Annotated in this window: 21 protein-coding genes; 1 reads left to right on the top strand and 20 read right to left on the bottom strand. The window is 68.7% G+C overall.

What is annotated here, in order from left to right:
- Positions 1 to 82: 82 nt before the first annotated feature.
- The 12 genes from argJ to infC form a co-directional block, all read right to left on the bottom strand.
- The gene (gene argJ, locus E3O28_RS09985; protein ID WP_104170088.1) at positions 83 to 1,255 is read right to left on the bottom strand and encodes a bifunctional glutamate N-acetyltransferase/amino-acid acetyltransferase ArgJ; all 1,173 of its coding nucleotides are present in this window, start codon (positions 1,253 to 1,255) and stop codon (positions 83 to 85) included.
- Positions 1,252 to 2,295, bottom strand: a complete 1,044-nt coding sequence (argC, locus tag E3O28_RS09980; protein ID WP_134415813.1) for an N-acetyl-gamma-glutamyl-phosphate reductase — start codon at positions 2,293 to 2,295, stop codon at positions 1,252 to 1,254. The genes argJ and argC overlap by 4 nt, the downstream gene beginning before the upstream one ends.
- A gap of 132 nt (positions 2,296 to 2,427) precedes the next feature.
- Positions 2,428 to 4,962, bottom strand: coding sequence for a phenylalanine--tRNA ligase subunit beta (pheT, locus tag E3O28_RS09975; RefSeq protein WP_104101246.1), 2,535 nt, complete (start codon positions 4,960 to 4,962; stop codon positions 2,428 to 2,430).
- Complete coding sequence (gene pheS, locus E3O28_RS09970; protein ID WP_104101244.1) at positions 4,962 to 6,002, bottom strand: phenylalanine--tRNA ligase subunit alpha; 1,041 nt, start codon at positions 6,000 to 6,002, stop codon at positions 4,962 to 4,964. Before pheS ends, pheT begins: the two co-directional genes overlap by 1 nt.
- A 20-nt stretch (positions 6,003 to 6,022) precedes the next feature.
- Positions 6,023 to 6,946: an amino acid ABC transporter permease gene (locus E3O28_RS09965; RefSeq protein WP_104101242.1), complete on the bottom strand. Its 924-nt coding sequence runs from the start codon at positions 6,944 to 6,946 to the stop codon at positions 6,023 to 6,025.
- Positions 6,943 to 7,590 (bottom strand): amino acid ABC transporter permease, encoded by a 648-nt coding sequence (locus E3O28_RS09960; RefSeq protein ID WP_104101240.1) that lies wholly within the window; start codon positions 7,588 to 7,590, stop codon positions 6,943 to 6,945. The genes E3O28_RS09965 and E3O28_RS09960 overlap by 4 nt, the downstream gene beginning before the upstream one ends.
- A gap of 135 nt (positions 7,591 to 7,725) precedes the next feature.
- Positions 7,726 to 8,595 carry a glutamate ABC transporter substrate-binding protein gene (locus E3O28_RS09955; RefSeq protein WP_104101238.1) on the bottom strand — a complete coding sequence of 290 codons (870 nt, stop codon included), beginning with the start codon at positions 8,593 to 8,595 and terminating at the stop codon, positions 7,726 to 7,728.
- 37 nt (positions 8,596 to 8,632) lie between these two features.
- Positions 8,633 to 9,421 (bottom strand): amino acid ABC transporter ATP-binding protein, encoded by a 789-nt coding sequence (locus tag E3O28_RS09950; RefSeq protein ID WP_104101236.1) that lies wholly within the window; start codon positions 9,419 to 9,421, stop codon positions 8,633 to 8,635.
- A gap of 67 nt (positions 9,422 to 9,488) precedes the next feature.
- Entirely contained in the window at positions 9,489 to 10,289 is an 801-nt protein-coding gene (locus tag E3O28_RS09945) for an RNA methyltransferase (RefSeq protein WP_104101233.1), read from the bottom strand.
- Positions 10,290 to 10,441: 152 nt separating this feature from the next.
- Positions 10,442 to 10,828 (bottom strand): 50S ribosomal protein L20, encoded by a 387-nt coding sequence (gene rplT, locus E3O28_RS09940; RefSeq protein WP_104101231.1) that lies wholly within the window; start codon positions 10,826 to 10,828, stop codon positions 10,442 to 10,444.
- A gap of 27 nt (positions 10,829 to 10,855) precedes the next feature.
- Positions 10,856 to 11,050 (bottom strand): 50S ribosomal protein L35, encoded by a 195-nt coding sequence (gene rpmI, locus E3O28_RS09935; protein WP_104101228.1) that lies wholly within the window; start codon positions 11,048 to 11,050, stop codon positions 10,856 to 10,858.
- Positions 11,043 to 11,669, bottom strand: coding sequence for a translation initiation factor IF-3 (gene infC, locus E3O28_RS09930; RefSeq protein WP_104101226.1), 627 nt, complete (start codon positions 11,667 to 11,669; stop codon positions 11,043 to 11,045). The genes rpmI and infC overlap by 8 nt, the downstream gene beginning before the upstream one ends.
- A 286-nt stretch (positions 11,670 to 11,955) precedes the next feature.
- On the opposite strand from infC, the gene E3O28_RS09925 reads away from it, so the two are divergent.
- Positions 11,956 to 12,303, top strand: a complete 348-nt coding sequence (locus E3O28_RS09925; RefSeq protein WP_104101224.1) for a DUF1844 domain-containing protein — start codon at positions 11,956 to 11,958, stop codon at positions 12,301 to 12,303.
- Between the two features lie 134 nt (positions 12,304 to 12,437).
- Here the strand turns inward: E3O28_RS09925 and E3O28_RS09920 are convergent, their stop codons facing one another.
- The 8 genes from E3O28_RS09920 to E3O28_RS09885 all read right to left on the bottom strand — a co-directional run bounded on the left by E3O28_RS09920 (position 12,438) and on the right by E3O28_RS09885 (position 22,506).
- Complete coding sequence (locus tag E3O28_RS09920) at positions 12,438 to 13,217, bottom strand: DNA-formamidopyrimidine glycosylase family protein (protein WP_104101222.1); 780 nt, start codon at positions 13,215 to 13,217, stop codon at positions 12,438 to 12,440.
- Positions 13,210 to 17,943 carry an ATP-dependent helicase gene (locus tag E3O28_RS09915; RefSeq protein ID WP_104101220.1) on the bottom strand — a complete coding sequence of 1,578 codons (4,734 nt, stop codon included), beginning with the start codon at positions 17,941 to 17,943 and terminating at the stop codon, positions 13,210 to 13,212. The genes E3O28_RS09920 and E3O28_RS09915 overlap by 8 nt, the downstream gene beginning before the upstream one ends.
- Before the next feature lie 210 nt (positions 17,944 to 18,153).
- Positions 18,154 to 18,954 carry an SseB family protein gene (locus E3O28_RS09910; protein WP_104101218.1) on the bottom strand — a complete coding sequence of 267 codons (801 nt, stop codon included), beginning with the start codon at positions 18,952 to 18,954 and terminating at the stop codon, positions 18,154 to 18,156.
- Positions 18,938 to 19,684, bottom strand: coding sequence for a bifunctional 1-(5-phosphoribosyl)-5-((5-phosphoribosylamino)methylideneamino)imidazole-4-carboxamide isomerase/phosphoribosylanthranilate isomerase PriA (gene priA, locus E3O28_RS09905; protein WP_134342198.1), 747 nt, complete (start codon positions 19,682 to 19,684; stop codon positions 18,938 to 18,940). Before priA ends, E3O28_RS09910 begins: the two co-directional genes overlap by 17 nt.
- 57 nt (positions 19,685 to 19,741) lie before the next feature.
- Entirely contained in the window at positions 19,742 to 20,374 is a 633-nt protein-coding gene (gene hisH / locus E3O28_RS09900) for an imidazole glycerol phosphate synthase subunit HisH (protein ID WP_104101211.1), read from the bottom strand.
- On the bottom strand, positions 20,371 to 20,994 hold the full coding sequence (hisB, locus tag E3O28_RS09895) for an imidazoleglycerol-phosphate dehydratase HisB (RefSeq protein WP_104101207.1): 624 nt from the start codon (positions 20,992 to 20,994) through the stop codon (positions 20,371 to 20,373). The genes hisH and hisB overlap by 4 nt, the downstream gene beginning before the upstream one ends.
- 26 nt (positions 20,995 to 21,020) lie before the next feature.
- On the bottom strand, positions 21,021 to 22,100 hold the full coding sequence (locus tag E3O28_RS09890) for a histidinol-phosphate transaminase (RefSeq protein WP_104101204.1): 1,080 nt from the start codon (positions 22,098 to 22,100) through the stop codon (positions 21,021 to 21,023).
- A 49-nt stretch (positions 22,101 to 22,149) separates the two neighbouring features.
- On the bottom strand, positions 22,150 to 22,506 hold the full coding sequence (locus E3O28_RS09885) for a LysM peptidoglycan-binding domain-containing protein (RefSeq protein ID WP_104101202.1): 357 nt from the start codon (positions 22,504 to 22,506) through the stop codon (positions 22,150 to 22,152).
- Positions 22,507 to 22,781 lie beyond the last annotated feature (275 nt).

Genomic DNA, 22,781 nt, shown 5'->3' with positions numbered 1-22,781 from the left:
GCGGCCTTGACGGCTGCCTCCGCCCGGCTGTTCGTCTCGTCGCCTGGGGTCGTCTCGTCGCCGGGGGTTTCGTGGACCGGGTTCAACTCGAGTACGCGCTGTTCTCTTCGACGTAGGCGTGGGTGAGGTCGTTGGTCCAGATGGTGGCCGTCTCGTCGCCCTCGTGCAGGTCGATCAGCACGGAGACCGAGCGGGGGGTGAGGTCGACGAGCTCACGCGGCTGGTCGGGTTCCCCCGCGGTGCAGACCTGCACGCCATTGATGGCGACGTCGATGCCGTAGGGGTCGAAGGCGGCATCCGTCGTACCGACCGCCGCGAGCACGCGGCCCCAATTCGGGTCGTTGCCGAAGATCGCGGTCTTGAACAGGTTGCTGCGGGAGACCGCGCGGGCGACCGTGACGGCGTCGGCCTCGGTGCCGGCGTGCCGCACCGTAATGGCGACGTCGTGGGCGGACCCCTCGGCGTCGGCCTGCAGCTGCAGGGTGAGGTCCTGGCAGATGGCGATCAGGGCATCCGTGAATTCGGCCAGGTCGGCGGTGACCCCGCTCGCCCCGGAGCCGAGGAGGGTGACAGTGTCGTTGGTGGACATGCAGCCGTCGGAGTCGAGGCGGTCGAACGTGACCCGGGTGGCCTGGCGGAGGGCCACGTCCAGCTGCTCGGAGTCGAGCACGGCGTCGGTGGTCAGCACCACGAGCATGGTGGCCAGGCCAGGCGCGAGCATGCCGGCGCCCTTGGCCATGCCGCCGATGGTCCAGCCGGTGTCGGAAACGAGCATGGTCTGCTTGGGTGTGGTGTCGGTGGTCATGATCGCCTGCGCCGCGGCCAGGCCGGCGGCGTCGGAGGTGGCCTTCTCACCCTGCAGCGCGAGGGTCGCGTCCCACACGCCGGCGGTGATCTTGCCGAGGTCGAGCTGTTCGCCGATCAGGCCGGTGGAACAGACCAGCACCTCGCCGGCGGAGATCTCCAAGCGGTCGGCGATGGCCTCGGCGGTGGCGTGCGTGGTCTGGAAGCCGATGCTGCCGGTGTAGCAGTTCGCGCCGCCCGAGTTGAGCACGATGGCCTTGACTCGGCCGCCCTTCATGACCTGCTCGCTCCAAAGCACCGGGTTCGCCTTGCACCGGTTACTGGTGAAAACGCTGGCCGCGCTGGTGAGCGGGCCGAGGTTCTGCACGACGGCGAGGTCGAGCCCGCCGGACTGTTTCAGGCCGGCGGTAACTCCGGCGGCGGCGAACCCGGCGGGGGCGGTGACACTCATGGGGCAACTCCATTCGTGCTCAGGCCCGTGGTCTCGGGCAGTCCCAACGCCAGGTTGGCGGACTGGATGGCGGCACCGGCGGTGCCCTTAGTGAGATTGTCGACGGCGGTGATCGTCACGACGCGGCCCACGGCCTCGTCGACGGCGAGGCCGATCAGCGCGGTGTTGGCGCCGAGCACATCGCCCGTGCGCGGGAATCGGCCCTCCGGCAGCACATGCACGAACGGTTCGTCGGCGTAGGTCGCCTCCCAGGCGGCGCGCACCGCGGCGCCGGATGTGCCGGGCACGAGACGGGCCGTCGCGGTGCAGAGGATTCCCCGCGACATCGGCACGATCACCGGGGTGAATGAGATGGTCGGGTTCGAGGCCCCTGCCCAGCGCAGGCTCTGCTGGATTTCGGGGATGTGGCGGTGCACGCCGCCGACCGCGTAGGGGTTCGCGGAGCCGAGGATCTCGCTTGCGAGGTTCGGCAGCGTCAGACTCTTGCCGGCGCCGGAGGGTCCGACCGCGAGCACCGCGGCCAAGTCTTCGGGCTCGATCACCCCGGCACGGATGCCCGGCGCCAGCGCCAACGCCACCGTGCTCGCGTTGCAGCCGGGGGCGGCGACGCGGCGGGAGCCGGCCAACCGGAAGCGCTGCGTGCCGCCGACCACCGGGAGCTCGGGCACGCCGTAGGTCCAGGCGCCGAAGTAGTCGCCCCCGTAGAACGCCGCCCAGTCGCTCTCACTTTCGAGCCGATGGTCGGCACCGCAGTCCACGACGAGCGTGTCGGCGGAAAGGTGCGCGGTGAGGGCACCGGATGCCCCGTGGGGCAGGGCGAGGAACACCACATCGTGCCCGGCGAGGGTTTCGGGCGTCGTGTCGACCAGGGTGAGGTGCGCGAGCGAGCGCAGGTGCGGCTGCGCGTCGATCAGACGCTGCCCGGCAGTGCTGTGCGCCGTGACCGTGCGCACCTCGAAGTCGGGGTGCCCGGCCAACAGACGCAACAATTCACCGCCCGCGTAACCACTCGCACCTGCCACCGCCACCGAAAAAGACATGTTCCCAACCTAGCGCGCCGCCCCGCGCGCCGAGAATCGCCGTTCGCGCCGATAATCGCCGCCCGGGCGGTGACACTCGGCGCGCGGAGCGGGCGCCAGCTCGCGCCACTCGCGCCACTCGCGCTACTCGCGCTACTCGCGGAGAGTGGCCCCGAAGCGGGCGGCGGCCACCGCGACGCCGGCGAGTTTGGCGTCGCTGGCCTCCGCGGCGGTGAGGGTGCGCTCCGGCGCCCGGAACCGCAGCGCGAACGTCAGTGACTTGCGTCCGGACGGCACGCCCGTGCCGCGGTAATCGTCGACGAGTTCGGCGTGGTCGAGCAGCGGCCCGCAGCCCTCGAGCAGCGTGCGGAGCACGTCGCCGGCCGGCACGCCGGCGTCGACCACGAGGGACAGGTCCTGTGTGGCGGCCGGCATCGTGGCGATCGGTGTGGCGCGCAGCTCGGCGCCGGCCTCCGCGAACACGGCGGTCAGGTCGATCTCGGCAACCGCGACGACCGCGGGCAGGTCCGCGTCGCGGGCGATGCTGGGCAGCAGTTCGCCGGCGTAGCCGACCGAGGTCGTGCCGGCATCCGTCGTCACGAACAGCTCGGCGGTGCGGCCGGGATGCATGGCCTGGTGCGAACCCTGGCGAACCGTGATCGGAACGCCGGCGGCCAGCGCGACCTGCTGCACCGCGGCGAGGGCGTGCTGCCAGCTTGCGGCCACGGCGGGCTGCCCCGGCTGGTGCCGCACGACGGAGCCGGTCAGCACGACCGCCACCGACAGAGGCTGCGGCGGGATGCCCGCGTTGAGCTCGGCCTCCAGCTGCGCGCTCGGGCGCACCGCGCCGGGCGGCACGACGGAGCCGCCGTAACGGATGCCCGCCACCGGCCGGAACACCAAGCCCAGTTCGAAGACGGCCAGGTCGGTGAGGCCGCGCGAGCGGTTGCGGTGTGCGATCTGCAGCAGCCCGGGCAGGATCGACGTGCGCAGGAACGGCGCCTCTCCGTCGAGCGGGTTGGCAACCCGGATCTGCGGAACAGCAGGGCCGATGGGCAGCCCGAACAGGTTGTTCGACTTCTCCGCCACGAACGGGTACGCGAGCACCTCGGTGTGGCCGGTGGCCGCCAGGGTCTGCGCCACCTGGCGGCGCAGGGTCTGCGCGTGGGTGAGGCTGCGCCCGGGCGGGGCGACGGGCAGCACCGAGGGGATGCGGTCGTAACCGACGATGCGGGCGACTTCCTCGGCCAGGGTCCACTTGTCCGTCAGGTCGGGGCGCCAGCTCGGGGCGGTGACGTTCAGCCCGATCTCGGTCTCCTCGATCGAGGCGCCGATCTCGGCCAGCGAGGTGCGCACCTCCTCGCGGGTGTAGTCGAGTCCGATCAGGCCGGAGATGAAGCCGGTCGGCAGGAAGATCGGCTCGGCGTCGGGCGTGGCGTCGTGCAGGGAGCCGAGGCCGTCGGCTTCTCCCCCGGAGAGCTCGACCAGCAACTGAACGACGCGGGCGGCGGCGACCGCGGCCACGGCCGGGTCCACCCCGCGCTCGAACCTGCGGGATGCCTCGCTGGGAAGCTTGTGCCGACGGGCCGTGCGCGCGATCGATACCGGGTCGAAGTTCGCGGCCTCGATCAGCACATTCGTGGTCGCGGAACCGATCTCGGTGCTCTGACCGCCCATTACGCCGGCCAGACCGATCGGTCCGGACTCGTCGGTGATCAGCAAGTCTTCGGCGTTGAGAATGCGGGTGACGTCGTCGAGGGTGACGAGCTTCTCGCCCGGTTCTGCGCGGCGCACGGTGATACCGCCGGCCAGCTTGTCAAGGTCGTAGCCGTGGATCGGCTGGCCGAGCTCGATCATCACGTAGTTGGTGACGTCGACGATCAGCGAGATCGAACGGATGCCGGCCAGCTTCAGGCGGGCGATCAACCAGGCCGGAGACGGCCGGGTGGGGTCCACGCCGCGCACCGCGCGGGTGACGAACACGCTCGCGCCGACGCGACCGCGGATCGGGGCCTGATCGGCGATGGTGACCGGGAAGGCGACCGTGGACGCGTCCGCGGTGACGGAGAGCGCCGGGTCGCGGAAGGCAGCCCCGGTGGCGTGCGCGTACTCGCGGGCGACGCCACGGATCGAGAAGGCGTAGCCCCGGTCGGGCGTGACGTTGATCTCGACGGCGGTGTCGTCCAGGCCCAGCAGGCTGATCGCATCCGTGCCGATCTCGGGGTCGAGGCCGAGGCTGCCGAGCACCAGGATGCCGTCGTGCTCGTCGCCGAGGCCGAGTTCGCGGGCCGAGGCGATCATGCCGTCGGACACGTGGCCGTAGGTCTTGCGGGGCGCGATCGGGAACGGACCGGGCAGCACGGCGCCGGGCAGGGTCACGACAACCTTGTCGCCGACGACGAAGTTGTGGGCGCCGCAGACAATGCCGTGCACGGCCGGGCCGCCGTCGGCCGCGAGCTCGCCGTCAGCGGCGACGCGCACCTGGCACCAGTTGATGGTCTTGCCGTTGGTCTGCTCCTCGCCGACGAACTCGAGCACCTGGCCGACCACGATCGGCCCGGTCAGCTCGAAGCGGTGGATCTCCTCCTCTTCGAGGCCCACGCTCACCAGGGCGGCGTGCACGTCCTCGGGCGTGATGCCCGGGGCCAGGTCGACGAACTCAGCCAGCCAGCTCAGTGGTACGCGCATCAGACGGTCATCCCGTACTGCTGGCTGAACCGGACGTCGCCTTCGACCATGTCGTGCATATCCTTCACATCATTTCGGAACATCAATGCCCGTTCGACGCCGACGCCGAACGCGAATCCGGAGTAGACCTCCGGGTCGATCCCGGCGGAACGCAACACATTGGCGTTGACCATGCCGCAGCCGCCCCACTCGATCCAGCGGGCGCCGTCCTTGAAGGTCGGGTGCCACAGGTCGAGTTCGGCGCTCGGCTCGGTGAACGGGAAGTAGTTGGGGCGCAGGCGCACCTTCGCCTCGGGGCCGAACATGGCCTGCACGAAATGGTCGAGAGTGCCGCGCAGGTGCGCCATGGTCAGGCCCTTGTCGACGGCGATGCCCTCGATCTGGTGGAACACGGGCGTGTGCGTGGCGTCAAGTTCGTCGGTGCGGAACACCCGGCCGGGCGCGACGACATAAACGGGAAGTTCGCGCGACAACAGGGCACGCAGCTGTACCGGCGAGGTGTGGGTGCGCAGTACCAGGTGTGCCTCGGGTGGGTCGATGAAGAACGTGTCCTGCATGGCACGGGCCGGGTGGTCCTCGTCGAAATTGAGGGCGTCGAAGTTGAACCACTCGCTCTCGAGCTCGGGGCCCTCGGCGACCTCCCAGCCCATGCCGACGAAGACATCCGCGACGCGCTCCTGCAACAGGGTGAGCGGATGCCGCGCGCCGGGCTTCCAGGTGGAGGCCGCCGCCGTCACGTCGATTGTTTCGGCCGCGAGCTGAGCGGTTGCCTCAGCCTCGGTGATCGCGGCCTCGCGGGCGGCGAACGCCTGGGCGACGGCACCTCGGGCCTGGCCGAGGAGCTTGCCGGCGGCGGCCTTCTGGTTGCCCGGCACGCTGCGCATCAGCGCGTTGAGTCGGGCCAGCGGGGAGGCCTCGCCGGTGTGCTCGGTGCGCACGGTTTTCAGGGCCGCGGAGTCGTTCGCGGCGTCAATGGCGGCGAGTGCGGCGTCGACGGCCGCGCTCACGACTGGTTCAGAGATCTCAGTGGGGTCAGACACAAGGCATAAGTTTAGTGCCGCTAAAGCCCCCGGGCGCCCATCTGGTTGCCGAGCGCAGCGGGGTAGACCACCTCGGGATCGAGGGGCTTCTCAGGCGGCGCCTTCGTGTCCGTGGTGACGCCGCCGGACTTGGAACCGGTGCGGCGGGCGATGACGCGGGCCAGCCAGGAGAGCAGTAGGTTCATCGTCAGGTAGATCGCGAGCACGACGAGGAAGAAGGAGAAGGAGTACCGGCTGCCGAAAAAGTTCGTCAGGTTGTACAGCCCGCTGCGGAGGAGCTCCTCGTAGCCGACCACGAACGCCAGGGACGTGTCCTTGAGGAGCACGACGAGCTGCGCGATGATGATCGGCAGCATCTGCCGGAACGCCTGCGGGAACTCGATCCGGAACCGGGTTGCCACGGGCGTGAGCCCGATGGCCAGCCCAGCCTCGCGCTGGCCGCGAGGCAGGCTTTTGATGCCGGCCCGCAGCGCCTCGCCGATGATCGCGCCGTTATAGACGGAGAGGGCGGCGACACCGGCCCAGAAGGAGCCGGTGGAGAAGACGAGGAGGATGAAAAGCATCATCAGCAGTACGGGCATGCCGCGCACGAATTCGAGCACGACCGTGGTCGGGATCCGAATCCATTTAGTGTCGGAGACGCGCCCGAAGGAGAACAGCACACCGAGCACCAGGGCGAACGCGGCGGCGACGCCGGCCATTCGGAGGGTGTTCAGCGCTCCGCGGCCGAGCGTGCGCCAGACCTCGCGGTCGGCGAAGACGTCCCACCGGGAGACGTCCCAGAGGCCCGGCTGAACGGCGCCGTTGGCGCTGGTCTTGGGCGCACCCAGCGCCAGGATCAGCCAGACCAGGCCGGCGGCGATGACAAGGCCGGCCACCACGGAGAACAGCCGGGAACGGAAGATGGCCTTGGGGCCCGGAGCGTCGTAAAGCACGGAAGTCATCGGAGAACCGCCACCTTCTTCTCGACCCGACCGGCGATCAGGCCGAGCGAGATGGTGACCAGGAGGTAGAAGACTGCGACGGCGAGCAAGATCGCGAGCACCTCATCGCCGCGATCGTTGGTGATCTTACGGGCGGCGCCGAAGAGTTCGAAGACGAAGAAGGCACCGGCGACCGAGGTGTTCTTCGTCAGGGCGATGAACACATTGATGAGCGGCGGGATGACCATGCGCACCGCCTGGGGCATGACGACGAACGAGAGGGTCTGCGTGAAGGTCAGACCCACGCTGCGGGCGGCCTCGGCCTGACCCACGTGCACACCGTTGACGCCCGAGCGCAGGGCTTCGGCGACGAACGGCGAGGTGTAGACGGTGAGTCCGATCGTGGCGAGCACGAAGTAGCCTGGGCTGAACTGGAGGTAGGGCAGGATGTAGGCGCAGAAGAACAGCACCAGCGTGAGCGGGGTGTTGCGCACGATCTCGGTGTAGACGGTGGCGAATCCGCGCAGGGATGCGACGGGCGAGATGCGCATGGCAGCGATGATGATGCCGAACACGAGCGCTCCCGTGCCGGCCAGAAGCAGAAGGCCCAATGTATTTCTGAAGCCCTCCAGAAACAGGGGCAGGTTTTCGATGACTGCTTCCACAACTCACCTCCTCTTCTGTAGTGACTATCTGGATGTCGTGCGGGTGGGTCGTGCGGGTACCAGGAAAAAGGTGCTGGTCGAGGCGGCCGCCTGTGCGGCGCGGCCGCCCCGATCAGCAGGTGCTGCTTTCGGCGACTAGTACCGGTCGACTGCCGGCGGGGTCGGGGTCTCGAGCACGGTACCGGCGGTCGCTTCCCAGGCTTCGGCCCACGTGCCATCCTCGTACGCCTCATCGAGCACATCGTTGATGAAGGTGCGGAACTCGGTGTCGTCCTTCTTCAGGCCGATGCCGTAGGGCTCCTTGGTGAAGGGGTTGTCGACAACCTCGAACTCACCGGCGTTCTGGTCGGCGAGGCCGGCCAGGATAACGTTGTCCGTGGTCACGGCGACAACCTCGCCGCTGCGGAGCGGGCCCAAGCAGTTGGAGTAGGTGTCGGTCGCGATCACGTTGTCGGAGTACGCGGCGATGTTCTTCTCCGACGTCGAGCCGCTCACGGTGCAGACGGGCTTGCCGGCGAGGTCCTCCGGGCCGGTGATCTTGTCGGGGTTGCCGGCGAGCACAAGCAGGTCCTGGCCGGCCTGGTAGTACGGTCCGGCGAAGTCGACGACCTCCTTGCGGGTGTCGTTGATCGTGTAGGTCGCGACGACAAGGTCAACCTGGCCGTTCTGGAGGAAGGGCTCGCGGTTGGCCGAGACGGTCTCGGTCCACTTGATCTTGTCGGCGGAGATGCCGAGTTTCGCGGCGATGAGCTTGCCGATCTCGACGTCGAAGCCGACCGGGTTGTTGTCCGGGCCCTTGAGGCCGAACAGCGGCTGGTCGAACTTGGTGCCGATGGTGATCGCCCCGGCCTCGTTCAACGCGGCCATGGAGGTGCCGGCTTCGAACTCAACCGTTTCCTCGACCGGTGCGGCCTCGGGCGTCTGGGCGGAATCGGTACATCCGCTCAACGTGAGAACGCTCGCGAGGGCAATGGCCGAAATCATTAGACCTTTAGTGAGTCTCATGGGTATCTCCTGATTGCTGTGTCGTCCTGCACACCGGTTAGTGGGCAAGTATTTTGGAGAGGAAGTCCTTCGCTCTCGAGCTCTGTGGGTTGGTGAAGAACTGCTCGGGCGTGGTCTCCTCGACGATCTCGCCCTCGGCCATGAAGATGACCCGGTCGGCGGCGCGGCGGGCGAAGCCCATCTCATGCGTGACGACGATCATGGTCATGCCGTCGTTAGCCAGGTTGATCATGACCTCGAGCACCTCGTTGATCATCTCGGGGTCGAGCGCACTGGTGGGCTCGTCGAGCAGGATGACCTTCGGGTCCATGGCGAGAGCCCGTGCGATCGCGACCCTCTGCTGCTGTCCACCGGAGAGCTGGGCAGGCATCTTCTTGGCCTGGTTGGCCACGCCGACGCGCTCGAGGAGGACCATGGCCTTTTTCTCGGCCTCGGCCTTCGACAGGCCGCGCACCTTGATCGGCCCGAGGGTGACGTTCTCGAGGACGGTCTTGTGGGCAAAGAGGTTGAACGCCTGGAACACCATTCCGACGTCCGCGCGCAGCTTGGCCAGCGCCTTGCCCTCGGCCGGCAGCTTGACGCCGTCGATCGTGATGACGCCCGCGTCGATGGTCTCGAGCCGGTTGATGGCCCGGCAGAGGGTGGACTTGCCGGAGCCACTCGGCCCGATCACCACCACGACCTCGCCGCGGTTGACCACGGCGTTGATCTTCTTCAGCACGTGAAGGTCACCGTAGTGCTTGTCCACGTCACTGATCACGACGAGAGGCTCACCGCGCAACACCGTGATGTTGGACGTCGCCGGCGCAGATTCTGTAGGCTCCATGTCCCAAACCTAGGCTAGAACAGGGTTTCTCAGAACCACCAAGCCGGTGGTTACCGAGCTGTGATAATCAGCTGCGCTGAGCAAATGCGCTTTCATACAGGCAAACACTGGCGGCCGTCGCCAAGTTCATCGATTCGGCGTGACCGTAGATGGGAACAGAAATGGACCGGTCGACCACGGCGAGATCTTCGTCGGTCAGTCCGCGGGCTTCGTTGCCGAACAGCCACGCCGTCGGAGCGACCAGAAGCCCCTCGGTGCGGGCAGCGAGCAAATCGGTGCCCTTGACGTCGGCGGCGAAGATCTGCAGGCCGGCGGACCGGGCCCGTTCGCGCACGTCGGAGAGCGTCGCGCTGACGGCGACGGGGAGGTGGAAGATCGAGCCGGTCGAGGAGCGCACGACCTTCGGGTTGTACAGGTCCACGCTGCGGCCGGTGAGGATCACGGCGTCGGCGCCGGCGGCATCCGCGGCACGGATGATGGTGCCGGCGTTTCCGGGGTCGCGCACCTCTTCGAGGATGGCGATGAGCTTGGGCTCGTTGGCGAAGATGTCCTTGACCGAGGTGGGAAACTGACGGCACACCGCGATGAAACCCTGCGGCGTGACCGTGTCGGCCATCGTTTCGAGCACCTGCTCGGTGACGAATTCGAGCTCGGCGCCCACCTCTTGGGCGACCTGGGCGATCTCGGGGTGCCGCTCGAGGGCGGTGGGGGTCACGAAGAGCTCCACAACAAGGTCGGGCCGGAAGTTGAGGGCCTCGGAGACCGACTGGGGGCCTTCCAGGAGGAACAGCCCCGCCTCGGAGCGAGCGGCTCGATTCGCCAGTTTCGCGACAGCCCGCACGCGCGGAGAACGGGGATTATCTAACATGCCTCCAGCTTACTTGCCGGGGCGGGGCGGCTGTGTTCCCGCTCGGGGCACACGCGGCGACCCGGCGAACCGGCCCCGGGCACGCAAAACGGGAGCGGGCGCGGGGCCCGCTCCCGTGGAGAGTGCGTGATAGTGCTGGTGCCGGCTGACAGCTACGCGGCGACCCGGGGTGCCGACGTGTCGGCGGGCAGTGCTGCCTTGGCGCTCTCGACGATGGCCGCGAACGTGGCGGGCTCGTTGACGGCCAGCTCGGCCAGGATGCGACGGTCGACCTGAATGCCGGCCAGGGCGAGACCCTGGATCAGACGGTTGTAGGTCAGGCCGTTCGCGCGGGACGCAGCGTTGATCCGCTGGATCCACAGGCGACGGAAGTCACCCTTGCGTGCACGACGGTCACGGTAGCTATAGGTAAAGGAGTGAGTGAGCTGCTCCTTGGCCTTGGTGACCAGACGCGAGCGCTGACCGCGGTAACCCTTGGCGCGCTCGAGAATAACGCGACGGCTCTTATGGGCGTTTACGGCCCTCTTGACTCTTGCCATTTTCTTAGTTCCTTACGGGGTACGGGTCTAGCGACCGAGAAGCTTCTTGATGACCTTGGTGTCGGCCTTGGCGAGCACCTGGTCGTGGTTCAGGCGGGACTTGCGCTGGGTGCTCTTGACCTCGAGGTTGTGGCGCAGGCCGGCCTGCTGCTTCATGATCTTGCCGGAACCGGTGACCTTGAAGCGTTTCTTCGTCCCGGAGTGGGTCTTCATCTTAGGCATCTTTTTCCTCCAGTTTCGCTGCCTTATCAGCAACTTTGTCAGCCTTGTCGGCAACCTTTTCTGCCCGATCGGCAGCCTTGTGTGCGTTGATCTCGGCCTTGGCTTCCGCTTTGTTCTTCAGCGGGCCAACGACCATGACCATGTTTCGACCGTCAATGGTCGGGCTCGATTCCACGGAACCGAACTCGGCGACATCCTCGGCAAATTTTTGGAGCAGACGTACGCCCTGGTCGGGACGGGACTGTTCGCGGCCACGGAACAGAATCATGGCCTTGACCTTGTCACCGGCCTTCAGGAAGCCCTCGGCGCGCTTGCGCTTGGTCTCGTAGTCGTGCTTATCAATCTTGAGACGGAAACGAACCTCTTTCAGGATCGTGTTCGCCTGGTTGCGCCGGGCCTCCTTGGCCTTCTGCGCAGCCTCGTACTTGAACTTGCCGTAGTCCATGATCTTGGCAACGGGCGGCTTCGAGGTCGGTGCAACCTCGACGAGGTCAAGATCGGCCTCCTGTGCAAGGCGCAGCGCAACATCGATGGCCACGACCCCAACCTGCTCGCCGTTAGGACCAACGAGACGGACTTCGGGGACGCGGATACGGTCATTTGTACGGGGATCGCTGATGCGTCTCTCCTCTTCTCATGCATCGTGGCTACAGCCAGGAGACGGATGTCGCCCGGAGACGAAGAGAGGAAAAACGCGTCTGGATTGTCGGAGAAAACTGCCCGAATACCACAGACGACACCCTGTCTACCCACGTGGAGCGGATTCCTGTTGGAGTCCAGCGCCGCGAAGGCGGAGTGCAACTACCCGGTAACCTATATGAAGCGGTATGCGCGGGTGGGAGATTATCCACTTTCGTACCGAGACTTGCATCTCGGAGCCCGGTCGAGTCTAACAGAGGAATGCAGTGACCAACAGCAACGAGCAGGATGCAGCCCAGGCAACACGCGATATCGCCGACGTGCCGGCCGTGGAGATCATCACGACGGCATCCGTTCACCTGATGAGCGCCGCCGCGGTCAAGGTGGGCCTGGCCGACGACCCGGAGAACCAGACCGACCTCGACGAGGCGCGCAAGCTGATCACGGCCCTCGCCGGCCTGATCACCGCCGCGGCCCCCGACATCGCCGACATGCACGCGCGCAGCCTGCGCGACGGTCTGCGATCGCTGCAGCTGGCCTTCCGGGAGGCCTCGGCCATCCCCGACGCGATCGGCCAGGGTCCGGGAGAAAAGTTCACCGGGCCGGTCAACTAGGGACGAACAGCCGGCTCGGATGGGTCGCGGTGCGGCTCCCTGAAGTGACCTAGCACCGTAGAAAACCCGTCGACTCCGGCGGGGGTTTCTGTGGTCGAATTGGTTCGGGCCAGAGCCGCTACGGGGCCACGACCTCAGGTCTGGCAGCGCGGGCACCAGTAGGTGACCCGCAATTCGAGCTCGGTGCGGCCGAGCCGGCCCTGCTCGACCGCGGTACCGCAGCGCCTGCAGGGCTGGCCGGCGCGGCCGTAGACCCAGCTCTGCATGCCGCGCCGGGCATTGCCGGTCGTGATCCGCTCCGTGCGGTCACGGTTCGCCAGGATCAGGCGGCGGGCGAGGGCGACGAGGCCCAGGACATCCGTCACCTCGGCCACCGGCCGGGACGGCAGCAGGCCGCGAAGAAAACCCAGCTCGTTCACGTAAACGTTGCCGAGCCCGGCGAGGTTGCCCTGGTCGGCGAGCGCCACCGCGATGGGTTGCGCGGGACGTGATTCGAGGCGACGCACGGCTTCGGCCGCATCCCAGTCGGGGCCGAGGAGGTCAGGTCCGAGGTAGTCGAGGAGCGCGGCCTCCTGATTGAGCGGCACCACCTCGAGCAGCCCGAGTTCGAAGCCCACAGCCACCCACTCCACCGTCTCGAGAACGATGCGCGCCTGGAACGCGGGGCGGCGCCAGGCGCTCCCATGACGGTAGAGGTGCCACGACCCCTCCATTTTCAGGTGAGAGTGGATGCTGGCCTCCCCTACGCGCATCAGCAGGTGCTTCCCGCGACTGAGAACCTCGTGCACGGTCTGCCCGGTCAGGTCGACGGTGGCGAACGCCGGCACCCGCACGTCGCAGCGGGTGAGCCGGGCTCCGTGCAGGGCCTGGTCGAGGTTCCACGCGGTGCGGTAGACGGTGTCACCCTCAGGCATGCAGCTTCACTCCCCGCGGGGTTACGCCGAATCCGGCCGCGAGCAGGGCGGTGCCCACCGCTGTTCCGATCACGAACACGCCGTTGACGGTCTCCACGCCGAGCTTCGGAACCCGCCCAGCGGTGACCGTGCCGGCAAGGGTCGCCGCGGCGAGGGTCAGGACCGCAGTCGGTCCGCCATTTTCGACGGCGGGTTCACGGTTCCCGTCGGCACGGTTCCCGTCGGCACCGTTCCCGTCGGCACCGTTCCCGGCCGCTTTGTTCCCGGCCGCTCCGTCGAACGCGAGCACGGTCTTGCCGCCGCGTTCGACGTAGAGCACCAGGGCCCCGTCGACGAGCACGACCAGCGCGCCGGCCTTCCGTCCGGGGCGGTGCCCGGTGCCCTCGGGCAGCGGAGGCCAGGGCAGCACCGAGCCGTAGGGGTTCGCCGGGTCGGTGGCGGCGAGGGTGATCGCCACCGGTTCCGGATGCTGTGCCTCGGCGACGTAGGAGCGCAGCCGGTCGATCGTGCCGACCGTGGCGAACTGGGCGGCCCCGAGACCCTCGATGAAGTAGCCGCGCCGGCACCGCCCCATCTCCTCGAAGCCGCTGAGGGTGCGGTAGACGAGGGCGAAGCCGCCCGTCACGCCCTCCCCCATCACCGCGCCCCGGGTGACGATGCCGTAGCGTTCGAGCAGGGTCTCGCCAAGGGCGTGCGCCCGACGGGTGGGCGAGTCATCGGCGACCGGAACGATCGACCAGCGCCCGGATACGGTCGGTGGCCCGGTGCGGGACGGGAGGGTGCCACGCGCGGGGATGCGGCCGCCGTGCAGCCGGGCTCGCGGGGCGGCCCGGCGGGTGCTGTGCGCCGCGCGCCCGCCGGAGAGCAGGGCGCGTACGGGGGCGAAGGTGTCGTTGCCCACCAGTCCCGCCCAGACCAGGTCCCAGAGGGCGGCGGCGAGGCCGGCGTCGTCCTGGCTGCCGACGGCATCCGCGAGTTGACGGAAGAAGAAGGCCCCGCCGCCGGCCAGGGTGGTCAGAATCTCCTGCTGGAGCGCAGTGGTCTCCAGCGGGGTGGGCAGCGGCAGGGTGAGCGGCGCCGTGTCGCGCAGGTGCATGCTGATCCAGCCGTCGTTGCCGGCCAGCGTGCCGGCGCCGGCCCAGAGCACCTCGCCCGTGTTGGTGAGCTCGTCGAGCATGCCCGGCCGGTAGTCTGCGACGCGGGAGGGCAGCACAAGCGTCTCCCAGGCGGATGCCGGGATGCGCGCCCCCTCCAACTGTTCGATCACGGATGCGACCCCGTCGATCCCGCGCAGGCGCCCGCCCACATGCTGCCAGGCCGGCAGGAACCGGCCCATTGTGACCTGGTCGACCGGCTCGACCTCGTGCCGGAGCGCGGCCAGGGAGCGGCGGCGGAGGCGCCTCAGCACCTCGGCGTCGCACCACTCGCTGCCGGTGCCGTGCGGCCGGAACTCGCCCTCGAGGAGGCGGCGGGCCCCGGCCAGCCGCCGGAGGGCGACGAGCGCCACGGCCGGACCGAGCCCGAAGCGCGCGGCCACGTCGGTGAGAGTGAACGGGCCGTGGGTGCGGGCGTACCGGCTGACCAGGTCGCCGAGCGGGTCCGGCACCGGCTCGGTGAACACGGCCGGGACCCCCTGCGGCAGGGGGACGCCGAGGGCGTCGCGAAGCCGGGCGGCGTCTTCGATGGCCGCCCACCACTGCTGCCCGGCGAAACCGACCGGGATGATGCGCCGGGCGTCGAAAAGCACCTGCAGGCCCTCGGCGGCGCCCGGTGACACGGCGGGGTCGAGGCGGGCGGCCACCTCCGCCGTGGTGAGCGGTCCGAGGCCGCGGAGCAGGTCGGCGATGCCCTCGACTCCGCGCGCCTTCCGGTCGGCCGGCAGCCGCTGCAGTTCCAGGTCGGTCTGCTCGATCACGGCCGGGTCGAGCAGCTCGCGCAGCTCCACCCGACCGAGCAACTCGGCCAGCAGGCTGGAATCGAGCGAGAGGGCGGTGGCGCGCCGCTCGGCGAGCGGGGAATCTCCCTCGTACATGAACGCGGCCACGTAGCCGAAGAGGAGGGTGCTCGCGAACGGGCTCGCGGCATCCGTCTGGGTCTCGACCAGGCGCAGGGCGCGACTGTCGATGCGACGGGTGAGGGCCAAGAGGGCGGGCAGGTCGTAGACGTCCTGCAGGCACTCGCGCACGGTTTCGAGGATGATCGGGAAGGTCGGGAAGGTGCGGGCCACGTCGAGCAGCTGCGCGGCCTTCTGGCGCTGCTGCCAGAGCGGTGACCGCCGGCCCGGGTTGTAGCGCGGGAGCAGCAGTGCCCGCGCGGCGCACTCGCGGAACCGGGCGGCGAACAGGGCCGACCCGCCGACTTCGTCGGTGACCATCTGTTCGAGCTCGGTCGGGTCGAAGACGAAGAGGGAGCTTCCGGGTGGGTCGGACTCGGTGTCGGGGATGCGCACGACGATGCCGTCGTCACTGGCCACGCAGGCCCCGTCGAGACCGTAGCGCTCCCGCACCCGGGCGCCCACGGCGAGGGCCCAGGGCGCGTGCACCTGCAGGCCGAACGGGGAGTGCAGCACCACCCGCCAGTCGCCGAGCTCGTCTCGGAACCGCTCGACGAGGAGGGTGCGGTCGGTCGGGACCTGACCGGTCGCGGCGCGCTGCTCGGCGAGGAAGGTCAGGAGGTTGTCAACGGCCCGCTCGTCGAGGCCGCCGGCCCGGCAGCGTACCCGGGCCTCCGCGTCGGGGAGCGCCGAGACCTCGCGCAGGAACGCGCCGATCGCCTCACCGAGCTCGGCCGGCCGGCCGAGGCCGTCGCCCTTCCAGAACGGCAGCCGCCCCGGTTCACCGAAGGCGGGCAGCACGAGCACCCGGTCGTGGGTGATCTCCTGGATACGCCAGCTCGTCGTGCCGAGGGCGAAGACGTCGCCGACCCGGGACTCGTAGACCATCTCCTCGTCGAGCTCCCCCACCCGGCGGCCGGTGGCCTGGTCGCCGCCGACCATGAAGACGCCGAATAGGCCGCGGTCGGGGATCGTGCCGCCGCTGGTCACCGCGAGCCGTTGCGCGCCCGGGCGCCCGGTGAGGATGCCCGTCTCCCGGTCCCAGACGATGCGGGGGCGCAGCTCGGCGAACTGGTCGGAGGGATACCGACCGGCAAGCAGGTCGAGGGTGGCCTCGTAGGCCGACCGCGGGAGGGCGTGGAAGGGGGCGCTGCGGCGCACGGTGTCGAACCACTCCTCCGCGTGGATGGGTTCGAGGGCGGTTGCCGCCACGGTCTGCTGGGCGAGGATGTCGAGTGGGTTGGACGGCACCTGCAGGGATTCGATCAGGCCGGCGGCCATGCGCTCGGCGGCGACGGCCGCGTGGATGAGATCGGCCCGGTGCTTGGGGAAGATCACGCCCCGGGAGACCTCGCCCACCTGGTGCCCGGCCCGGCCGATTCGCTGCAGCCCGCTGGCCACGGACGGCGGCGACTCCACCTGCACGACCAGGTCGACGGCGCCCATGTCGATGCCGAGTTCGAGGCTGGACGTCGCCACCACGCAGCGCAGCCGCCCGGCTTTCAGGTCGTCTTCGATCAGTGCGCGCTGCTCCTTGCTGACGGACCCGTGGTGGGCGCGGGCAAGCAGCGGCTCGGCCCCGGCGCTCTGGCCGCTGGCGCCCATGAGCGCGGCCGGCGGGCCGGGTGCCGCAGTGCCGACGGGCGCGAGGGCAGGCATCCGCTCGGTCATCACGGCCGGCATCGCGGCGGGCACGAGCTCGTCCTCGAGGCGTTGGGCATAGATCTCGTTGAAGCGCGCGGTCAGCCGTTCGGCCAGACGGCGGGAGTTGGCGAACACGATCGAGGAGGTGTGCGCCAGCACCTCGTCGACGATTGCCTCTTCCACATGCGGCCAGATGGACCCGGTCTGTGGGGCGGCGGCGGCCGTCGAACCCTCCCGCACCGGTGCCGGGCCGACCTGGCTCATGTCGTCGACGGGAACGACCACGCTGAGGTCGAATCGTTTGGTCGACACCGGTGCGACGATCTCCACCGGTGCGGACCCTCCGAGGAACCGGGCGACCTCGGCGGCCGGTCGCACGGTAGCCGACAGTCCGATGCGCTGGGCCGGGCGGGTGAGCAGGTCGTCGAGCCGTTCCAGTGAGACGGCCAGGTGCGCGCCGCGCTTGCTCGCCGCGACCGCGTGCACCTCGTCGATGATGACCGTGTCCACGGCGCGCAACGATTCCCGCGCCGCCGAGGTGAGCATGAGGAACAGCGATTCTGGCGTGGTGATCAGGATGTCCGGCGGCGTTTTGACCAAGCTTCGGCGTTCCGTGGCCGGGGTATCCCCCGACCGCACGCCGACGGTCACCCGGGGCGGGGCGAACCCGAGACGCTCGGCAGCCTGGACGATGCCCACCAGCGGGGCCCGCAGATTGCGTTCCACGTCGACGCCGAGCGCCTTGAGCGGCGAGATGTAGAGCACGCGGGTTCCCGGCGCGGTGACCCGGTCAGGACGCGCCGAGGCTTCCGAGACATCTGCGGCCTCTGCAGTATCCGCGGCCAGGCGGTCGATGGCCCAGAGGAACGCGGCGAGGGTCTTACCTGACCCGGTGGGGGCCACCACCAGCGCGTGCGAGCCCCGGGAGATGGCGTCCCACGCCCCGAGCTGGGCCTCGGTGGGTGCGGCGAAGGCCTGCGCGAACCAGGCGCGGGTGGCCGGGGTGAATCGGTGCAGAACCTCGTTCATACGACTATCCTCGCCGATCCGCCTGAGCCGGGCCACTCGAACCAATTCGACGGAGATTCTGAGCTAAAACGGGTCTTCCCGGATATCCAGGACCGATTTTGCCACAATCTCCGTCGAATTCGTTCGTGGCGTGGGCGGGGGCGCGGGCGGAACGCGGAGCGCGGGGCCCGGAACCCGGAGCCCGGAACCGCCGACGATGGAAGAGGCCGCCTAGGCGGAGGGCAGCAGCTGCACGGTGAGGGAGTCCACCTGGGTGGCGATGACGTCGCTCGATGACCAGCGAGCCGCGAGCCGGGCGAGGGTCGCGTCGAGCTCGATGCGGGTCAGACCGTCCACGAGCTCGAGACGCACAATTAGTTCCGGTCCGGCGAGGCGGGCGGCCGGGTCGCCGGGGGCCAGCTCAACCCCGAGCACACTCAGTTCGGTGGACACGGAGTCGGCAAAGGCATCCGCGACGTCGCGACTGGCATAGCTGGGGGTCCAGGGCAGGGACTGGGCGATGGCCCACAGGGCCGGGCGCCGCACCACGAACTCGGTGGGCGCGGTCGGATCGAGCACGACCAGATCGGTGTTCTCCTGAGCCGCGGCCAGCGCGACGCGCACGCCGTCGGCCGGGACCGGCCGGGCCTGCGTGTTCCACGCCGTCATCGCCGCGACCGAGGAGAACACGGGAAGCACCGTGCGGCCGTCGGGCCCGGCCACGGTGATGATCGACAGTTCCTGGGTCTTGTCGACGCGGAGGCCGGCCTCGGTGGTGCCCGATTGGCCGAGTTCGGTCACCAGGGGAACGAGCAGCCGTGAGCCACGGATGGCGTCGACCACCGTCTCTTCGCCGGCCTCCCGAGCCTGGAAGCGGCGCACGGCCGCCAGCAGCGGCTCGGGCGCGAGCCCGTCGTCGTCGCTGTGCATGTTGGGCTCAAACTGTCGTCCCTCCCACGGTTGCCCGGCGGAGTCGCCCCCTCCGGGTCCGCCGGGAAGGCCGGTGGAGCCGAGGTTACGCGCCCGCGACATCCAGCGCCTCGCTCAGGGTGAACGCCCCCGCGTAGAGGGCTTTTCCGACGATCGCGCCTTCGAGTCCGAGCGGTACAAGTTCGCGCAATGCGCGGAGGTCGTCGAGGCTGGAGATGCCGCCGGAGGCGACGACCGGTCGGTCAGTGCGCTCCATCATCTGGCGGAGCAGGTCGATGTTGGGGCCTTGCAGCGTGCCGTCCTTGGTCACATCGGTGACGACGTAGCGCGAGCAGCCAGCCTCCTCGAGACGGGCGAGCACCTCCCAGAGGTCCCCTCCCTCCCTGGTCCAGCCGCGGGCGGCGAGGGTGGTTCCGCGCACGTCGAGCCCGACGGCGACGGCGTCCCCGTGCCGGGCGATGACCTGCGCCGCCCACTCCGGGTTCTCCAGTGCCGCGGTGCCCAGGTTGATCCGGCTGACGCCCGCGTTCAGGGCCGCGTCCAGCGACGCGTCGTCGCGGATCCCGCCGGAGAGCTCGATCTTCACGCCCGTGACCTCGCGGATCACAGTGCGGATGACATCCGTGTTGTTGCCGCGACCGAAGGCCGCGTCGAGGTCGACGAGGTGGATCCACTCGGCGCCCTGGCGGGCCCAGTCAAGTGCCGCGTCGACGGGGTCGCCGTAGTTGGTCTCGGTGCCGGCTTCGCCCTGGGTCAAGCGAACGGCCTTGCCGTCGGCCACATCCACGGCGGGCAGCAGAACGAGACGGAGGGAAGGGGTATGCACAGTCATGGGTGTCCTCGGTTGGGAATGGTCGCGGCGACCGGGTCAGTCAGGGAAAAGTCAAGGTCAGTTCTTGACTGTGCCGAGCCAGTTATGGAGCAGACGGATGCCTGCCTCACCGGATTTCTCCGGGTGGAACTGGGTGGCGGTAAGCGGTCCGTTCTCGATGGCGGCCAGGAAAGGTTGTCCGTGCTCGGACCAGGTGAGAATCGGTTTCGGGAACGGCGGCATGACGTCGAGGGACCATTCCTGGGCGGCGTAGGAGTGCACGAAGTAGAAGCGCTCCTGCTCGAGGCCATGGAACAGCGTCGAGCCCTCCCCCGGCGTGACCGTGTCCCAGCCCATGTGCGGCAGCACCGGCGCCGTCAGCTGCGTCACGGTGCCGGGCCATTCGCCCAGCCCCTCCGTGTCCACGCCGCGTTCGACGCCGTGCTCGAACATGATCTGCATGCCCACGCAGATGCCCAGCACCGGGCGTCCGCCCGCGATCCGGCGGTCGATGATCTCGTCGCCGTGCACCGCCTTCAGAGCCTGCATGACGGCGCTGAACGCGCCCACGCCGGGCACGACGAGCCCGTCGGCCTCAAGCGCCTGACGGCGGTCGCCGGTCAGCGTCACCTCGGCCCCGGCGAGTTCGAGTGCCTTGACGGCGGAGTGCACGTTTCCGGTGCCGTAGTCGAAGACAACGACGCTGGTCACAGCGCACCCTTGGTCGAGGGGACGCCGGACACCAGCGGGTCGAGCGCCTTCGCCTGGCGGAACGCGCGGGCGAACGCCTTGAATTCGGCTTCGGCGATGTGGTGCGGGTCGCGGCCGCCCTGCACGGTGACGTGCACCGTGAGGCCGCCGTTGAAGGCGATAGCCTCAAACACGTGGCGCACCATGGAGCCGGTGAAGTGGCCGCCGATCAGGTGGAACTCGAAACCGGCCGGCTCGCCCTGGTGCACGAGGTAGGGGCGCCCGGAAATGTCGACGACGGCCTGTACGAGGGCCTCGTCGAGCGGCACGACGGCGTCACCGTAGCGGGAGATGCCGGATTTGTCCCCGAGAGCCTGCTTGATCGCCTGGCCGAGCAAGATGCCGACGTCCTCGACCGTGTGGTGCACATCGATCTCGATATCGCCGCGGGCGCGCACGGTGAGGTCGGTCAACGAGTGTTTCGCGAAGGCCGTGAGCAGGTGATCGAAGAACGGGACCGACGTCTGGATGTCCGACTCACCGGTGCCGTCGAGATTGAGCGACAGGTCGATGCTCGACTCGCTGGTCTCGCGCTGCAGGTGGGCGAAACGGGGCGAGGTGGTCGCGAAAGAGAAGCTCATACGACTAGTTTATTGGCCCGCGCCGTTCACGGCCGCCCAAGCGCCTCGAGGGCGTCGAGGAACGCCGTGGTCTCGGCCTCGGTGCCGGCGCTGACCCGCAGGTGGCCCGGGATGCCGACGTCGCGCACAAGGATGCCTTCCGCCAGCAGCGCCTCGAAGGTGGCCCGAGGGTCCTCAACGCCGCCGAACAGCACGAAGTTGCTCGCACTGCGCAGCGGAGTGTAGCCAAGCCGGGCCAGTTCGCTCACGATGCGGTCCCGCTGCCCGCGGATGTCGTCGACCATGGCAAGCATCGCGGGCGTGTGGACGAGCGCGGCGACCGCGGCAGCCTGGGTGAGCGCGGACAGGTGGTAGGGCAGACGAACCAGGCGGAGGGCATCCGTCACGGCGGGATCGGCGGCCAGATAGCCGACGCGCACACCGGCGAAGGCGAACGCCTTGCTCATGGTGCGGGACACCAGCAGGCGCTCCCGGCCGGGAAGCAGGCTCAGGGCGGTTGGCGCGTCATCCGTCCCGAACTCGGCGTACGCCTCGTCGACGACAACGATGCCGTCGCTCGCATCGTAGACGGCCGCGATCGTTTCCAGGGACAGGGGCGTGCCGGTGGGGTTGTTCGGCGAGCAGAGGAAGACGAGGTCAGGGGCAACCCGGTCGACCCACTCGAGCGCCGTGGCCGGGGAGAGTTCGAACTTTGCGTCACGACCGCCCGCGATCCAGCGGGTGCCGGTGCCGGAGGCCAGCAGAGGGTACATGGAGTAGGTCGGCGCGAAGCCGAGCACGGACCGACCCGGGCCGCCGAAGGCCTGCAGCACCTGCTGAAGAACCTCGTTGGAACCGTTGGCGGCCCAGATGTTCTTTCGGGTGAGGCCGTGACCGAGATAACGGGCGAGGGAATCCCGCAGCTCGGTGAACTCCCGATCGGGGTATCGGTTCACGGTCGTGACCGCCACGGCCAACGCCGCCACGATGTCCTGCGCCACCTCAGCCGGGATGCCGTGGGTGTTCTCGTTCACGTTGAGAGCCACCGGCACGTGCAACTGCGGCGCCCCATAGGGAGTGAGTCCGCGCAGATTATCGCGAAGGGGCAGATCGTTGAGACTGGTCACTCCCCCAATATTACCGGGGTGAGACCGGCGGGGGCTCGCCGCGGGTAGTTCACAGGTCGTTCGGAAGCGCCAGCCGCTGACCGGGCTGCACGCTGTCGGACGGCAGCTGATTGAGGCTCACAATCTCGGCGATCACCTCGCGCGGATCGGACGTGGGCGCGATTGTCTCGGCAAGTTGCCAGAGCGACTGCCCCGACTTGATGGTGACGTAGTCGAAGGCCGAGGCCACGTGAGCGACGGTCGAGTTCTCGGCGGCGGCGATGCCTCCGTTGAGGGCGACGGCCAGGGCCACGGCCACGAGCGGAAAGGCAGCCAGGGACGTGAAAACGACGCGACCGCGCCGGGTGAGTCGGAGCCGGGTGCGTCCGGTCGCGATGGGGGCGCCTCGTTCAAGTGCAGTGCTCATGTGATACCTCCTGTGAGAAGACGCATCCGACTCTCGGCCGGGAGAGCCGGATGCGAACTTATGTTCCGAATGTATATTCGATTATTCGAACAATCAAGCTTTATTCGGTAGTTTCTGAAATATTTATTCCGACTCACTCGAATACATGTTTGTATAATGAGCTCAACGCGGATACAGTTTCGATTGTTGATTGACACTCAATCAGGCACCCCCGACATTCGCGTGAATCGGCGGCATTCGCTGCTTGCTGCCAGCGCATCAATCAAAACGAGGAG

Origin of the sequence: Cryobacterium sp. TMT2-14 (assembly GCF_004402465.1) — a bacterium.
GTDB lineage: Bacteria > Actinomycetota > Actinomycetes > Actinomycetales > Microbacteriaceae > Cryobacterium > Cryobacterium sandaracinum.
The sequence above is the reverse complement of the archived record's forward strand: the minus strand, read 5'-3'. Positions and strand labels throughout refer to the sequence as shown.

Bases quoted from the DNA above. Each gene is read 5' to 3' on its own strand.
- argJ (WP_104170088.1), bottom strand. From the start codon at position 1,255: ATGAGTGTCACCGCCCCCGCCGGGTTCGCCGCCGCCGGAGTTACCGCC.
- argC (WP_134415813.1), bottom strand. From the start codon at position 2,295: ATGTCTTTTTCGGTGGCGGTGGCAGGTGCGAGTGGTTACGCGGGCGGT.
- pheT (WP_104101246.1), bottom strand. From the start codon at position 4,962: ATGCGCGTACCACTGAGCTGGCTGGCTGAGTTCGTCGACCTGGCCCCG.
- E3O28_RS09965 (WP_104101242.1), bottom strand. From the start codon at position 6,946: ATGACTTCCGTGCTTTACGACGCTCCGGGCCCCAAGGCCATCTTCCGT.
- E3O28_RS09955 (WP_104101238.1), bottom strand. From the start codon at position 8,595: ATGAGACTCACTAAAGGTCTAATGATTTCGGCCATTGCCCTCGCGAGC.
- E3O28_RS09950 (WP_104101236.1), bottom strand. From the start codon at position 9,421: ATGGAGCCTACAGAATCTGCGCCGGCGACGTCCAACATCACGGTGTTG.
- E3O28_RS09945 (WP_104101233.1), bottom strand. From the start codon at position 10,289: ATGTTAGATAATCCCCGTTCTCCGCGCGTGCGGGCTGTCGCGAAACTG.
- rplT (WP_104101231.1), bottom strand. From the start codon at position 10,828: ATGGCAAGAGTCAAGAGGGCCGTAAACGCCCATAAGAGCCGTCGCGTT.
- rpmI (WP_104101228.1), bottom strand. From the start codon at position 11,050: ATGCCTAAGATGAAGACCCACTCCGGGACGAAGAAACGCTTCAAGGTC.
- E3O28_RS09920 (WP_104101222.1), bottom strand. From the start codon at position 13,217: ATGCCTGAGGGTGACACCGTCTACCGCACCGCGTGGAACCTCGACCAG.
- E3O28_RS09915 (WP_104101220.1), bottom strand. From the start codon at position 17,943: ATGAACGAGGTTCTGCACCGATTCACCCCGGCCACCCGCGCCTGGTTC.
- E3O28_RS09910 (WP_104101218.1), bottom strand. From the start codon at position 18,954: ATGTCGCGGGCGCGTAACCTCGGCTCCACCGGCCTTCCCGGCGGACCC.
- priA (WP_134342198.1), bottom strand. From the start codon at position 19,684: ATGACTGTGCATACCCCTTCCCTCCGTCTCGTTCTGCTGCCCGCCGTG.
- hisB (WP_104101207.1), bottom strand. From the start codon at position 20,994: ATGAGCTTCTCTTTCGCGACCACCTCGCCCCGTTTCGCCCACCTGCAG.
- E3O28_RS09885 (WP_104101202.1), bottom strand. From the start codon at position 22,506: ATGAGCACTGCACTTGAACGAGGCGCCCCCATCGCGACCGGACGCACC.